Annotated in this window: 13 protein-coding genes; 6 read left to right on the top strand and 7 right to left on the bottom strand. The window is 65.6% G+C overall.

Annotated features, from left to right (window positions below; translation table 11 throughout):
- The first annotated feature begins 77 nt into the window (after positions 1-77).
- From phnC to ATF69_RS05435, 4 genes are read left to right on the top strand one after another with little or no spacing between them, the layout of a single operon-like run.
- Positions 78-938: a phosphonate ABC transporter ATP-binding protein gene (gene phnC, locus ATF69_RS05450; protein ID WP_146870133.1), complete on the top strand. Its 861-nt coding sequence runs from the start codon at positions 78-80 to the stop codon at positions 936-938.
- 46 nt (positions 939-984) lie between these two features.
- The gene (phnD, locus tag ATF69_RS05445) at positions 985-1,932 is read left to right on the top strand and encodes a phosphonate ABC transporter substrate-binding protein (protein ID WP_055399982.1); all 948 of its coding nucleotides are present in this window, start codon (positions 985-987) and stop codon (positions 1,930-1,932) included.
- 34 nt (positions 1,933-1,966) lie between these two features.
- Positions 1,967-2,773: a phosphonate ABC transporter, permease protein PhnE gene (gene phnE, locus ATF69_RS05440; protein WP_146870132.1), complete on the top strand. Its 807-nt coding sequence runs from the start codon at positions 1,967-1,969 to the stop codon at positions 2,771-2,773.
- Between the two features lie 13 nt (positions 2,774-2,786).
- Positions 2,787-3,371 carry a phosphonate degradation HD-domain oxygenase gene (locus tag ATF69_RS05435; protein ID WP_146870131.1) on the top strand — a complete coding sequence of 195 codons (585 nt, stop codon included), beginning with the start codon at positions 2,787-2,789 and terminating at the stop codon, positions 3,369-3,371.
- A 35-nt stretch (positions 3,372-3,406) separates the two neighbouring features.
- Here the strand turns inward: ATF69_RS05435 and ATF69_RS05430 are convergent, their stop codons facing one another.
- Entirely contained in the window at positions 3,407-3,868 is a 462-nt protein-coding gene (locus ATF69_RS05430; RefSeq protein WP_056059735.1) for an Lrp/AsnC family transcriptional regulator, read from the bottom strand.
- 97 nt (positions 3,869-3,965) lie between these two features.
- Here ATF69_RS05430 and ATF69_RS05425 point away from each other — a divergent pair, with 97 nt between their 5' ends.
- Complete coding sequence (locus ATF69_RS05425; protein WP_056745662.1) at positions 3,966-4,934, top strand: EamA family transporter; 969 nt, start codon at positions 3,966-3,968, stop codon at positions 4,932-4,934.
- Here the strand turns inward: ATF69_RS05425 and ATF69_RS05420 are convergent.
- The 6 genes from ATF69_RS05420 to ATF69_RS05395 are packed head-to-tail and all read right to left on the bottom strand — an operon-like array spanning position 4,879 to position 11,853.
- Positions 4,879-5,277, bottom strand: a complete 399-nt coding sequence (locus ATF69_RS05420) for a RidA family protein (RefSeq protein WP_055400021.1) — start codon at positions 5,275-5,277, stop codon at positions 4,879-4,881. The genes ATF69_RS05425 and ATF69_RS05420 overlap by 56 nt on opposite strands.
- A 2-nt stretch (positions 5,278-5,279) precedes the next feature.
- The gene (locus ATF69_RS05415; protein ID WP_146870130.1) at positions 5,280-6,947 is read right to left on the bottom strand and encodes an AMP-binding protein; all 1,668 of its coding nucleotides are present in this window, start codon (positions 6,945-6,947) and stop codon (positions 5,280-5,282) included.
- A gap of 4 nt (positions 6,948-6,951) precedes the next feature.
- Positions 6,952-8,148 (bottom strand): acyl-CoA dehydrogenase family protein, encoded by a 1,197-nt coding sequence (locus ATF69_RS05410; protein WP_121941830.1) that lies wholly within the window; start codon positions 8,146-8,148, stop codon positions 6,952-6,954.
- A gap of 4 nt (positions 8,149-8,152) precedes the next feature.
- Entirely contained in the window at positions 8,153-9,007 is an 855-nt protein-coding gene (locus ATF69_RS05405; RefSeq protein WP_142148883.1) for an enoyl-CoA hydratase family protein, read from the bottom strand.
- The gene (locus ATF69_RS05400) at positions 9,004-9,495 is read right to left on the bottom strand and encodes a MarR family winged helix-turn-helix transcriptional regulator (RefSeq protein WP_146870129.1); all 492 of its coding nucleotides are present in this window, start codon (positions 9,493-9,495) and stop codon (positions 9,004-9,006) included. Before ATF69_RS05400 ends, ATF69_RS05405 begins: the two co-directional genes overlap by 4 nt.
- Before the next feature lie 6 nt (positions 9,496-9,501).
- Positions 9,502-11,853, bottom strand: a complete 2,352-nt coding sequence (locus ATF69_RS05395) for a bifunctional salicylyl-CoA 5-hydroxylase/oxidoreductase (protein WP_146870128.1) — start codon at positions 11,851-11,853, stop codon at positions 9,502-9,504.
- A gap of 113 nt (positions 11,854-11,966) precedes the next feature.
- Here ATF69_RS05395 and ATF69_RS05390 point away from each other — a divergent pair, with 113 nt between their 5' ends.
- Positions 11,967-13,253 carry a class I SAM-dependent methyltransferase gene (locus ATF69_RS05390; protein WP_146870127.1) on the top strand — a complete coding sequence of 429 codons (1,287 nt, stop codon included), beginning with the start codon at positions 11,967-11,969 and terminating at the stop codon, positions 13,251-13,253.
- Positions 13,254-13,260 lie beyond the last annotated feature (7 nt).

Here is a 13,260-nt window from a genome sequence, read left to right as displayed (position 1 = left end):
TCCCAACTGTCAAAGCACTGTCACGCCCCACAACCACACTCCGGTTGTCTAGACGACTTAACCCCCAGGAAGCTGCCATGAATGCCGCACTGCACATCCACCAACTGAACAAGCATTTCGCCAACGGCAAACACGCCCTGCGCGACATCAACATCACCGTGCAGCGCGGCGAGATGGTGGCGCTGATTGGTGCCTCGGGCTCGGGCAAGTCCACCCTGCTGCGCCACGTGGCGGGCCTGGTGGTAGCCGATGCGGCCAGCGATTCGCTGATCGAAGTCGATGGTCGCTGCGTGCAGCAGGGCGGGCGCATCCACAGCGACATCCGCAAGGTGCGTTCGCAGGTGGGCTTTGTGTTCCAGCAGTTCAACCTGGTGGACCGCTTGCCGGTGTTGATGAACGTGCTGGTGGGCCTGCTGCACCGCACGCCCTGGTGGCGCGGCTGGCTGCGCATGTTCAAGCCGCAGGAGCGCGCGCTGGCGCTGGAAGCGCTCCACCGCGTGGGCATTGCCGAATGCCATGCACAACGTGCTTCCACCCTGTCCGGCGGGCAGCAGCAGCGCGCGGCCATTGCCCGCACGCTGGTGCAGGGCGCCAAGGTGGTGCTGGCCGACGAGCCCATCGCCTCGCTGGACCCCGAATCCTCGCGCAAGGTCATGGACATCCTGGCCCGCATCAACCGCGAGGACCGCTGCACCGTCATCGTGTCGCTGCACCAGGTGGATGTGGCCATCAAATACTGCCCCCGCGTGGTGGCGTTGCACCACGGCCAGGTGGTGTACGACGGCCCGTCGGCGGCCCTCACGCCCGCACTGCTGCGCAGCCTCTATGGCGTGCACGCCGACGAAATTCTGTCGGATGCAGCGGGTGCCCCCACAGCACCCGTGCACGCCCCAACACCCGTCCCACAGTGGGCGCCCGCCATGGTCCAGGCCGCCTGAACGGTCTTTTTGTTTCTTTTCAATTCCTTTCTCTGGAGTTTTCAACATGTTCAAGAAACTGTGTGCCGCCCTGACGATCGGGCTGGGTTTGACCACGGGCGCGTTGGCCCAGGACATCAACTTCGGCATGATCTCGACCGAGGCCTCGCAAAACCTCAAGGCCGACTGGCAGCCCCTGCTGGATGACATGGCCAAGCAGACCGGTCTGAAGATCAACGCCTTCTTTGCATCCGACTACGCAGGCCTCATCGAAGCCATGCGCTTCAACAAAATGCAGGTGGCCTGGCTGGGCAACAAGTCGGCCATGGAAGCCGTGGACCGCGCCAATGGCGAAGTCTTTGCGCAGATGGTGAACGCAGACGGCACGCAGGGCTACTACTCGCACCTCATCGTGCACAAGGACAGCCCCCTGGCCACCCTGGATGACGTGCTCAAGAACGGCAAGTCGCTGAGCTTTGGCAACGGCGACCCCAACTCCACCTCGGGCTTCCTGGTGCCCGGCTACTACGCCTTTGCACAGAACAAGATCGACGCGAAGACGCACTTCAAGATCACGCGCAGTGCCAACCACGAGACCAACGCGCTGGCCGTGGCCAACAAGCAGGTGGATGTTGCCACCAACAACAGCGAGAACCTGGAGAAGATCAAGGAGCGCCAGCCCGAGAAGTTCAAGGACATCAAGATCGTCTGGACCTCGCCCCTCATTCCGCTGGACCCTCTGGTGATGCGCAAGGACTTGCCCGAGGCCACCAAGACCAAGATCCGCGACTTCTTCTACAACTACGCCAAGACCGATGCGCGCGAGAAGGAGATCGTGATGAAGATCTCCAAGCTCTCGGGCTTCAAACCATCGACCAATGCCCAGCTCACCCCCATCCGCCAGCTAGACCTCTTCGGCAAGCGCAACAAGATCGAGGCCGACGCGACGCTGGCCGATGCCGACAAGAAGACCCGCCTGGCCGAGATCGACCAGCAGCTGGCGTCGTTGAAGTAATCCGTAGGTTTCTTGTTGCGGCCCGGGTGTCTCCATGTCCTCTGCTTTGAATCCCTCGCTGGCCACACTGGCCAGCACCTCGTCGCCCAAGCGCAGCCTGGCCTGGTACCTGTCGTGGGGCATCCTGCTGGTGTTGCTGGCGGCGTCCTGGAAGGGCGCCGACATGCGCCCGCTCGATCTGTGGAACGACTCGGGCAACATGGTCAGCTATGCGGCGGAGTTCTTTCCGCCCAATTTTGCGCAGTGGCAGATCTATGTGCAGGAGATGCTGGTCACGCTGCAGATCGCGCTGTGGGGCACGGCGCTGGCGGTGGTCACCGCCGTGCCGCTGGCACTGCTGGCCTCGTCCAACATCGTGCCCTGGTGGGTCTACCAGCCGGTGCGCCGCGTGCTGGACGCGTGCCGCGCCATCAACGAAATGGTGTTTGCCATGTTGTTTGTGGTGGCCGTGGGCCTGGGGCCTTTTGCGGGTGTCCTGGCCCTGTGGATCCACACCTCGGGAACCCTGGCCAAGCTGTTTTCCGAAGCCGTGGAGGCGATTGACCCGCAGCCCGTGGAAGGCATCCGCTCCACCGGTGCGAGCGCACTGCACGAAATCATCTATGGCGTGATCCCGCAGGTCATGCCGCTGTGGATCTCGTACACGCTGTACCGCTTCGAGGCCAACGTGCGCTCGGCCTCAGTGGTGGGCATGGTCGGCGCTGGAGGCATTGGGGTGGTGCTGTGGGAAATCATCCGGGGCTTCCAATACGCCGAAACCTGCGCCGTGATGCTCATCATCGTGGTCACGGTGAGCGTCATCGACCTGGTGTCGGCCCGCATCCGCAAGGCACTGGTTTGACAAGGGGTACGCCATGGCATTGAACCTTGAAGACATTGCCCGCCTGCTCGCTACCCGGGGCGTGAACCAGTACGGCCGCGAGGCGGTCAGCCAGCTGGAGCATGCGCTGCAGTGTGCACAGTGGGCCGAAAAATCGGGTGAAACCCCGGCCACTGTCGTCGCGGCCCTGCTGCACGACCTGGGACACCTGCTGGCACCCGGGGGCGACACGGCCGAGCAGGACGACCTGCACCAGTACATGGCCATCCCGTTCTTGCGGGGCCTACTGCCCGACGCGGTGCTGGAGCCCATCCGCCTGCATGTGGATGCCAAGCGCTACCTGTGCACCATGGAGCCGGGGTACTGGGAGACACTGTCGCCCGCATCGCAGCACAGCCTAGTGCTGCAGGGCGGGCCCTTCACGCCCAAAGAGGCGATGCAGTTTGCGGCCCAGCCTTTTGCGCAGGAGGCCATCCGCCTGCGCCGCTATGACGACCACGCCAAGGTGCCGGGGTTGGTCACGCCCCCGCTGGGCTACTACATGGCGCTGGTGCAGCGTCTGGTGCCAGTTCCGGCGACTGTTGCTGCTGCGGCTGAACTCGCCCCGGTGGCTGCGTAAAAAGCCGCGCGACCAAGCCGAGGCCCCCCTGCGCATCAACCTCCCTTGTCGCCATTCACCCAGCCCAGGTCCAGCGGCCGGTCCTCGAATTCGGTGTTCAGGACCACGGTGCTCGTGGTGCGCGCCACGCCGGGAATCGCCTTGATCTGGTAGAGCACGTCCTCCAGCCCGCGTGCGTGTGTGGTGCGGATCTTGGCCAGGAAGTCGTGCTCGCCAGCCACGCTGTGCAACTCCTCCACCTGGGGGATACCGCGCAGGCGCGGCGCAATGTCGCGGCAGTGCGCGCCGCCATCGTTGCGGATCGCCACAAACGCGGTGAAGTTCAGCCCCACGCGTTCCGGGTCCACGCTGATCGAAAACCGGCGAATCACGCCCTTGTCCAGAAGCTTCTTCACGCGCTCGTGCACGGCGGCGGTGGACAGTCCCACTTCGGCCCCCACATCGGCATAGGAACGTCGCCCATCGGCGCCTAGCGCCGAAATAATTCTGGCGTCCATGTCATCTGTCTGAATATTTGCTTGCATAGCCGCTCGATTTTGGTAAAAATTCCGAAAACCTTGCGGTTTCCATAAATTATTCGGTCAGGTGAAGAATATGCCGGCAATTTTCAATGCGCAAGCCCGCGCACAGCGCAAAGGGGCGGTGGCCATGGCACTGCTGTTGGTCTACATCGTCTGGGGCACTACCTATTTCGCCATTGGTATTGCGCTGCAGAGCATGCCGCCACTGCTGATGAATGCGATCCGCTTCCTGTGTGCAGGGGGGGTGATGCTGCTGATTGCGTTGTGGCAAGGCCATGCATTGCCCACGTGGGTGCAATGGCGCAACTCGGCGGTGGTGGGCGGCTGCATGGTGTTTTTGGCCATGAACCTGATGGGTTTTGCGCAAAAGCTGGGCATTGGCTCGGGCCTGATGGCCACAGTGGTCACCACCATGCCCATGTGGCTGGCGTTGTGGTCGCGCTGGGGCGGCGAGCGCGTGCCGTTCACCAGCTGGATCGGCCTGGCCCTGGGCGTGGTGGGTGCGCTGCTGCTGGCGCTGGAGGGCGACTTTTCAGCCACCTGGCTCGGTGCGCTACTGGCCTTTGGTGCTCCTCTGTGCTGGAGCGTGGGCTCGTATGCATCGCGCAAGCTGTCGCTACCCGCGCCCGCCATGGCATCGGCCGCGCAGTGGTTTGCGGGGGGCGCCATGGGGCTGGTGGTAGCGTTGTGGTTTGAGCCGTTGAGCGCCCTGGGCCACGTCACTGCCAAGTCGTGGGCGGCGTGGGTCTATCTGCTGGTGTTTGGCACCTTGGTGGCGCTCAATGCGTACCTGTGGCTGCTGCAGAACACGTCGGCCGCGCTGGCGGGCAGCTATTCGTTTGTGAACCCTGCGGTGGCTTTGCTGGTGGGCGTGGCGCTGGGGGGCGAGCTGCTCACCGGCTGGGTGTTTGCCGCGCTGCCGTTGATTGGGGCGGCGCTGGCGTTCATTCTGTACGGGCAAGCGCTGCAGCGGTGGCTGGAAAAGCTCAGTCCGGGATTACAGCGGTTGCTTCAATCTCGATCTTCGCGCGCTCTTCCATAAGCCCCGCCACCTGCACACACGCCATCGCCGGAAAGTTCTTGCCCAGCACCTCGCGGTAGACCGCGCCCAGCTCCTTCAAGCGGCTGTTGTATTCGTTGCGGTCGGTCACGTACCAGGTCAGCCGTACCAGGTGCTCGGGGCCTGCGCCGCCAGCCTCCAACACCGCCCGCACGTTCAGCAGCGTCTGCCTCGTCTGGTCGATGAAGTCGTCGCTCTCAAACTGCTGCTGCGCATTCCAGCCGATCTGGCCGCCGGTAAAGACCATGGTGCCGCGTGCGGCCACGCCGTTGGCGTAGCCCTTGGGTGTGACCCAGCCCTCGGGCTGCAAAAGGGTGTTTTTCATCGTCATGTTGTTTTTGTTGCAGTGGGCGATCCGGCGGAGGGTGATGCGGCCGCACCCTGGCGCAGCTTGAAGCGCTGCAGTTTGCCGGTTTCGGTGCGCGGCAGGGCGGTCACAAACTCCACCACGCGCGGGTATTTGAACGGGGCGATGGTGGCTTTCACATGGTCCTGCAAGGTCTTGACCATGGCGGCATCGCCCGTGTGCCCGGGCTTGAGCACACAGATGGCCTTGACCACCATGCCGCGCTCCTCGTCGGGCACGCCGATCACGCCGCACTCGGCCACTGCTGGGTGGCGCAGCAGGGCGTCTTCCACCTCGGGGCCGCCCACGTTGTAGCCGGCGGTGATGATCATGTCGTCGTCGCGCGCCTGGTAGAAAAAGTAGCCGTCGGCGTCTTGCGTGAACGCATCGCCCGGGTAGTTCCAGCCGTCCTTCACGTACTTGGCCTGGCGCGGGTCGTCGAGGTACTTGCAGCCCGTGGGGCCGATCACCGCGAGCTTGCCCACGGTGCCGCGTGGCAGCTCATTGCCATCGTCGTCCACCACCTTGGCGGTGTAGCCGGGCACCACCTTGCCGATGGCGCCGCGCCGGCTCTCACTGCCGGGCGAAGAGATGAAGATGTGGAACATCTCGGTGGCGCCGATACCGTCCGTCATGTCGAGGCCGGTCGCCTCCTTCCACAGCTGGCGCGTCGCGTCCGGCAGGCCTTCGCCCGCGCTCACGCTGGTGCGCAGCTGGGGCAGGCCGATCTGTTTGGCGAACGGTGCCATCTGCCGATAGAAGGTGGGGGCGGTGTAGCAGATGGTCACGCCCGCGTCGCGCATCAGCCGCACCATGGTTTCGGGGGTGTAGGGCTGGTCCGGAAAGTAGACGCTGGCCCCGGCCCACATCGGAAACACCAGCAAGCCGCCCAGGCCGAAGGTGAACGCCAGCGGAGGAGAACCCGCCACGATGTCGTCGGGCTTGGCCTTGAGCACATGGCGCGGCCAGGCCTCGCAGCCTGCCAGCACATCGCGGTGCGTGTGCACGGCCGCCTTGGGGGAGCCTGTGGTGCCCGAGGTGAACGCCATCAGCGCGATGTCGTCCGCCGACGTGGGGCAGGGCGGCGTGGTGCCGGGCTTGCCCTGCGCACGCTGCAGCAGGTCTGCCGCATCGGGCGCGGTGTGAAACGGCACGACGGTAGCCAGCACCGGGTGCTGTGTTTGCACCGTCTGCAGTTCGGCCAGCAGGCGGCCGTCGCACAGCGCCAGCGTAGGCTGGGCGCGGTCGATGATGCTGCCCAGCTCTACCGCGCGCAGCAGGGGCATGGTGGCCACCGCAATCAGACCGGCGTAGACGGTACCCAGCCAAGCCAGCGCCATCTCCACCGTGTTGCCGCCGCGCAGCAGCACGCGGTTGCCGGGCACCAGGCCGTGGTCTTGCGTCAGCACCTCGGCAATGCGCGCGGCCTCGGCGCGGGCGTCGCGGTAGGTGTACGTGCGGTGCGGGCCGCGCAACAGGGGGCGGTCGATGTGGCCAGCGCGCTCGGCCTGGTCGAACAGCGCCTGCACCAGGTTGGCCTGGTTGGCGATCTGCAGCTCAGGCAGGTCGTAGCGCAGTGTGGGCCAGGCCTCGGGCGGCAGCAAGCGGTCGTGCACGAAGTGGTCGGGCTGGGCGGAGGGGGCTTTCATGCGTTTACTCCTGCAGAACGGCCTTGCCGATGATCAGTTGCTGCACCTCGGTCGCGCCTTCGTAGATGCGCAGCGAGCGGATGTCGCGGTACAGCGATTCGACCTTGCTGCCCACTTCCACGCCGCGCCCGCCGTGCAGCTGCAGCGCCATGTCGATGACGCGCTGGGCGTTTTCAGTGGCGGTCATCTTGGCCATCGCCGCTTCGGCAGTCACGCGCGCCTGGCCCGTGTCGCGCAGCCAGGCCGCGCGGTAGGTGAGCAGCGCGGCGCTGTCCACCAGCGCGGCCATCTCGCCGATCTTGGCTTGGGTGAGCTGGAAGTCCGCCAGCGTCTGGCCGAACATGCGGCGCTGGCGGGCGTGGTGCACGGCCTCGGCCAGTGCGCGGCGCGCCATGCCCAGTGCGGCGGCGGCCACCGATGCGCGGAAGATGTCGAGCGTGCGCATGGCCAGCTTGAAGCCGCCGTTCTCGTCGCCCAGCAGCGCGGTGGCGGGCACGTTGCAGTTGGTGAACTGCAGCGTGGCCAGCGGGTGGGGAGCCATCACATGGATGTGGCGCGAGGCGTCCAGGCCCGGCGTGTTCGCATCGACGATGAAGGCGCTGATGCCGCGCGTGCCGCCGCTCGGGTTGGTCTTGGCGAACACGCAGTAGAAGTCGGCGATGCCGCCGTTGCTGATCCAGGTTTTGGTGCCGTTCAAGCAAAAAGTGCCTCTAGCGCTAGTCGAATCTGTGCTGGCAGCTATGGTTTGCATAGCGCCCACATCTGACCCCGCCTCGGGCTCGCTCAGCGCAAACGCAGCAATCAGTTCGCCACGCGCCACGCCTTGCAGGTAGCGCGCCTGCTGCGCGGGGCTGCCCGCCAGCGTGATCGCACCGCTGCCCAGTCCTTGCATCGCAAACGCAAAGTCCGCCAGCGGCGAGTGGTAGGCCAGCGTCTCGCGCAGCAGCACCAGCGCGCGCGAGTCGAGCGCAGGCAGCGCGCCGCCGTGTGCGGCGGGCACGCAGTAGCGCAGCCAGCCGCCCGCGCCCAAGCGCTGCACCCAGTCGCGGCAGGCGGCGCGGTCGTCGGTTTCATCGACCTGCTGTGCGGCAGCCCAGGGCACCAGGCCCTCGGCCAGCGCGCGGTGGGCGTCGTCGAAGAAGGGCAGGGCCAGGTGCGCCGTCGAGGGCGGGCGGGGGGCCGGGGGCGTTGCAACGTGCATGGGTTCAATCTCCCTGGAACACGGGCTTTTGCTTGGCGGCGAACGCTTCGTAGGCGCGGCGGAAGTCTTCGGTCTGCATGCAGATGGCCTGGGCCTGCGCTTCGGCTTCGATGGCCTGCTCGATGGTCATGCTCCACTCCTGGCTCAGCATGGTCTTGGTCATGCCGTGGGCGAAGGTGGGACCGTCGGCCAGCGTGCGCGCCGTGGCCTGCACGTTGGCCAGCAGGTCAGCGCTCTCATACAAATCGTTGAAGAAGCCCCAGGCGAGACCCTCGTGCGCCGTCATCGCGCGGCCTGTGAACAGCAGTTCGCTGGCGCGGCCCTGGCCGATCATGCGCGGCAGCAGTGCGCAGGCGCCCATGTCGGCACCGGCCAGGCCCACGCGGGTGAACAAAAAGGCGGTCTTGGTGGCCTCGGTGCCGTAGCGCATGTCGCAGGCCAGCGCCATCATCGCGCCCGCACCGGCGCAGATGCCGTCGATGGCGCCCAGCACGGGCTGCGGGCAGGCACGCATGGCTTTCACCAGGTCGCCCGTCATGCGCGTGAACTCCAGCAGTTCGGGCATGGTCATGGTGGTCAGCGGGCCGATGATCTCGTGCACGTCGCCGCCCGAGCAAAAGTTGCCGCCCGCACCGGTGACCACGATGGCTTTCACGTCGGTGGCAAAGCGCAGCGCGTAGAAGAAGTCGCGCAGCTCGGCATAGCTCTGGAAGGTGAGCGGGTTCTTGCGGTCGGGCCGGTTGAGCGTGACGGTGCCCACGCCAGCATCAAAGCTCCATGCGAAATGCTCGGCCACGTAGCGGGCCTCTGGGTTGAACTGCTCGCGCATGGGGTTGCTCGCCCCGATGAAGTGTTTCATTCGGCTGTCTCCAAAGAATTGTTTTGTGTGTGCTCTTTCACCTTGCCCAGCAGGCGGTACAAGGTGGCGATGTCGCGCTCGCCCAGCGTGGCGAAGGCCTCGACGATCCATTGCTCGTGCTGGCGCGCCATGGTGTTGAACTGCTCGCGGCCCTGCGGCGTAAGGCGCACCAGGTACGCGCGGCGGTCGCCTTCCACGTCCAGGCGCTCCACCAGGCCTTCGACTACGAGCTGGTCGGTGATGCCGGTGATGTTGCCGCTCGTCACCATCATGCGGCGCGAGAGTTCCTTCATCTTCATGCCGTCCGGCGCCCGCTCCAGCTGCGCCATCAGGTCGAAGCGAGGCAAGGTGGTGTCGAACTGCGCGCGCAGATGGCTGCGCACCTGCTTTTCGATGAGCTGGGTGCAGGTGAGCAGGCGCAGCCACAGACGCAGGGCTTCGGGATGTTCGCTGGGGGCGGCGCCGTGCAGGCGGGCTTCGAGGTCCATGATGGTTTACTCGATTGCTTCTATTTTTGTAGCTGCTGGCGCTTGATTCACTAGCGCTTGTGCCTGCTTTTGCTTGGAAATTTCGCGCAGCATCTGGTCGCGGCCGCTGTGATACTGCACCGGCCAGTCGGTGTGCGCTGCGGCCACGGGGCTCAACTGCGCGGCGGCGTGCAGCGTCCAGGCCGGGTCGGCCAGGTGGGGGCGGGCAATGGCACACAGGTCGGCGCGGCCGGCCGCGATGATGCTGTTCGCGTGGTCGGCCTCGGTGATCGCGCCCACCGCCATGGTGGCAATACCCACCTCGTTGCGGATGCGGTCGGCAAACGGCGTCTGGTACATGCGTCCATACACCGGGCGCGAGTCGCGTGTGGTCTGGCCGGAGGACACGTCGATCAGGTCTGCGCCTGCCGCCTTGAACAAGCGCGCAATGGCGATGGCGTCGTCGGCAGTATTTCCGTCAGGGAGCCAGTCGTGGGCCGAGATACGCACGGAGAGCAGCTTGTCGGCCGGCCACACGGCGCGCAGCGCGGTCAGCACCTCCTGCGGGTAGCGGCAGCGGTTCTCCAGGCTGCCGCCGTATGCATCGGTACGCTGGTTGGTGGCGGGGCTCAAAAAGCTGGCCAGCAGGTAGCCGTGTGCGCAGTGCAGCTCCAGCCAGTCAAAGCCGCAGGCCATGGCCCGGCGGGCGCTGTCCACAAAAGCGGCGGTCACGCGGTCCATGTCGGCGCGGGTCATGGCGGCAGGTGTCTGGTTCTGAGCGCCATAGGCGATGGGGCTGGCGGCCAGCAGGGGCCAGTTGCCGGCCTCCAGGGGCTCGTCGGTACCTTCCCAGCCGACACGCGTGGAGCCTTTGGGACCGCTGTGGCCCAACTGCAGGCCGATCTTGGCCGTGCTGCTGCCGTGCACAAAGTTGACGACGCGCGCAAAGGCGGCTTGCTGTGCGTCGTTCCACAGACCGGGGCAGGCAGGGGTGATGCGGCCCTCGGGCGTGGGGCTGGTCATCTCCACCATCACCAGCGCGGCGCCACCCAGGGCCCTAGCGCCCAGGTGCACCAGGTGAAATTCCTGCGGTACGCCCTCGACTGCGCTGTAGGTGGCCATGGGCGAGACAACGATGCGGTTCTTGAGCGTGAGGCCCTTCAAAGTGAACGGCGTGAGCATGGGGGGAATCGCTGCCTTGCCACCCGCGAGCCAGGCCTCATAGCCCTCCAGCCACGCGGCATCGCGCAGCCGCAGGTTCTCGTGACTGATGCGCTGGCTGCGAGTGAGCAGCGAGTACGTGAACTGCTCCACGGGCATGCCGGCGTAGCGCGCCACGTTCTCAAACCACTCGGTGCTGTTGCGCGCGGCGTTCTGGATCTTCAGCACCTCCACGCTGCGGCGCGCTTCATAGTGCTGCAGCACCTCGTCAATCGGCAAACCCGTGGCGAATTCGTTGGCCAGGTCAATGGCGTCTTCGAGCGCGAGCTTGGTGCCGCTGCCAATCGAGAAATGTGCCGTGTGCGCTGCGTCGCCCATCAGCACGATGGGCACACGCTTGCCGCCAACGGTCTCGCGGTGCACCCAGGTGTTGCAGATCACGCGCGGAAAACGGATCCAGTTGGCCGAACCGCGCAGGTGCGTGGCGTTGCTGATGAGCGCGTTGCCGTCCAGGTATTGGGCAAACAGCTTTTCGCAGAATGCAATGGCCTCGGGCTGCTCCATCTGGTCCAGGCCGTGGGCCTTCCACACGGCCTCGGGCGTTTCGACGATGAAGGTGGAGGTGTCGGCGTCAAACTGGTAGGCGTGGGCCTGGAACCAGCCATGCTCGGTCTGCTCGAAAGCAAACGTAAAAGCGTCGAACTTTTTCTTGGTGCCCAGCCATACGAAGCGGCACTGGCGCAGATCGATGTCTGGCTGGTAGGTGGCTGCGTAGCGGGTGCGGATGCGGCTGTTGAGGCCGTCGCTGGCGATGACCAGGTCGGCGTTGTACTGCGCAGCCAGCGCCTGGTCGTCGGTCACGTCGGTTTCGAACACCAGCTCCACGCCCACCGCCAGGCACCGGTCCTGCAGGATGTTGAGCAGGCGCTTGCGGCCAATGCCGCAGAAGCCGTGGCCGGTGGAGCGCACGCTGCGCCCCTTGAAGAACACTTCAATATCGTCCCAGTGGTTGAACGCGTCGCCGATCAGGGCTGCCGTGGGCGCGTCGGCCGCCTGCAGGTTGGCTAGCGTCTGGTCCGACAGTACCACCCCCCATCCGAAGGTGTCGAACGGCCGGTTGCGTTCGACCACCGTGACGCGGTGCGCGGGGTTTTGCTGCTTCATGAGCAGGGCGAAGTAGAGACCGGCGGGCCCACCGCCAATGCAGAGGATGTTCATGCCAAAATAGTTTAGGTTTAAACAAAACGCTGTCAATGGGGCCTTCCCGGCGAAACCCCTGATGCCATTGCGGGGTGTTGACGCAGTGCAGCAAATTTTTCAAGATGCGCCGCATGAAGCACTTGCTGCACACCTTGGAGGGGCGGCTGGCGGCCTTGCCGGTGCCGATGGCAGTCCAGTTGCCTGCGGGCCAGCAACTGGGCGCGCCCGAGCCCGCCGTCACCTTGCGCTTTCGTGACCGCATGGCACTGGTGGCGCTGGCCACGGGCGAGATCGGCAATGTGGGGGCTGCCATCGTCGAGGGGCGCGTGGCGCTGGAAGGCGGCATGCGCGACCTGATGGCCGCCGCTGCAGGCCTGCTGACCCGCGACCCGGCCCGCGACCAGCACCATGGTTGGTGGCAGAGGGTGCTGGCAAGGGCGCGGTCCATGGCTGCGCATACGCTGGCGCACGACGCGCGCCATGTGCAGTTTCACTACGACCTGTCGGACGACTTCTACGCGCTGTGGCTGGATCCGCGCCGCGTCTACTCGTGCGCCTATTACCGTTCACCGGACCTGACGCTCGCCCAGGCCCAGGAGGCCAAGCTCGACCACATCTGCCGCAAGCTGCAGCTGCAGCCCGGCGACCGGTTCCTGGACATTGGCGCGGGCTGGGGTGGCTTGCTGCTGTGGGCGGCCGAACACTACGGCGTGGATGCCACGGGCATCACGCTGTCGCGCAACCAGCATGCGCATGTGCAGCGGCGCATTGAAGAGCGTGGGCTGCAGGGGCGCGTGCGCATGCAATTGGTGGATTACCGCGAGCTGCAGGTGGAGCAGCCCTTCGGCAAGATCGCGTCGGTGGGCATGTTCGAGCATGTGGGCCGCGCACAGATGCTGCGTTACTTTGAAACCGTGGCCCGCCTGCTGCGCCCGGGCGGGCTGGTGCTGAACCACGGCATCACGGCCGGGGGCGCAGACAACGCGCAGCTGGGCGCAGGCATGGGTGACTTTATCGAGCAGTACATCTTCCCCGGCGGCGAGCTTTTGCATGTGAGCGCGGTGTTGCACGACTTGGCGCGCGCGGGCCTGGAGATGGTAGACACCGAGAACCTGCGCCCGCACTATGCGCGCACGCTGTGGGCGTGGTCCGACGGGCTCGAAGCCCGATTGCCTGCAGCCCGTGAGGTGCTGGTCGCACAAGGAGGGGAGGAGCAGGGTGATAAGGTCTTGCGTGCGTACCGCCTGTACCTTGCGGGCAGCGCCCTGGGTTTTGAACGTGGCTGGATGGCGCTGCATCAGATGCTGGCCATCAAGCCGGATGGCGACACGGCCAGAGGCCTTTTGCCCGGCGCACAATCGAGCTATCCGTTCACCCGCGACTACATGTATGCGGACCCTGGCAACCTCTTCCGATAGGCCTTGA

Source organism: Acidovorax delafieldii (assembly GCF_007993815.1).
GTDB classification, from domain to species: domain Bacteria; phylum Pseudomonadota; class Gammaproteobacteria; order Burkholderiales; family Burkholderiaceae_C; genus Acidovorax; species Acidovorax delafieldii.
Note: the sequence above shows the minus strand (reverse complement) of the source record. Positions and strands in the feature narration are given on the sequence as shown.

Bases quoted from the DNA above. Each gene is read 5' to 3' on its own strand.
- phnC (WP_146870133.1), top strand. From the start codon at position 78: ATGAATGCCGCACTGCACATCCACCAACTGAACAAGCATTTCGCCAAC.
- phnD (WP_055399982.1), top strand. From the start codon at position 985: ATGTTCAAGAAACTGTGTGCCGCCCTGACGATCGGGCTGGGTTTGACC.
- phnE (WP_146870132.1), top strand. From the start codon at position 1,967: ATGTCCTCTGCTTTGAATCCCTCGCTGGCCACACTGGCCAGCACCTCG.
- ATF69_RS05435 (WP_146870131.1), top strand. From the start codon at position 2,787: ATGGCATTGAACCTTGAAGACATTGCCCGCCTGCTCGCTACCCGGGGC.
- ATF69_RS05430 (WP_056059735.1), bottom strand. From the start codon at position 3,868: ATGGACGCCAGAATTATTTCGGCGCTAGGCGCCGATGGGCGACGTTCC.
- ATF69_RS05425 (WP_056745662.1), top strand. From the start codon at position 3,966: ATGCCGGCAATTTTCAATGCGCAAGCCCGCGCACAGCGCAAAGGGGCG.
- ATF69_RS05420 (WP_055400021.1), bottom strand. From the start codon at position 5,277: ATGAAAAACACCCTTTTGCAGCCCGAGGGCTGGGTCACACCCAAGGGC.
- ATF69_RS05415 (WP_146870130.1), bottom strand. From the start codon at position 6,947: ATGAAAGCCCCCTCCGCCCAGCCCGACCACTTCGTGCACGACCGCTTG.
- ATF69_RS05410 (WP_121941830.1), bottom strand. From the start codon at position 8,148: ATGCACGTTGCAACGCCCCCGGCCCCCCGCCCGCCCTCGACGGCGCAC.
- ATF69_RS05405 (WP_142148883.1), bottom strand. From the start codon at position 9,007: ATGAAACACTTCATCGGGGCGAGCAACCCCATGCGCGAGCAGTTCAAC.
- ATF69_RS05400 (WP_146870129.1), bottom strand. From the start codon at position 9,495: ATGGACCTCGAAGCCCGCCTGCACGGCGCCGCCCCCAGCGAACATCCC.
- ATF69_RS05395 (WP_146870128.1), bottom strand. From the start codon at position 11,853: ATGAACATCCTCTGCATTGGCGGTGGGCCCGCCGGTCTCTACTTCGCC.
- ATF69_RS05390 (WP_146870127.1), top strand. From the start codon at position 11,967: ATGAAGCACTTGCTGCACACCTTGGAGGGGCGGCTGGCGGCCTTGCCG.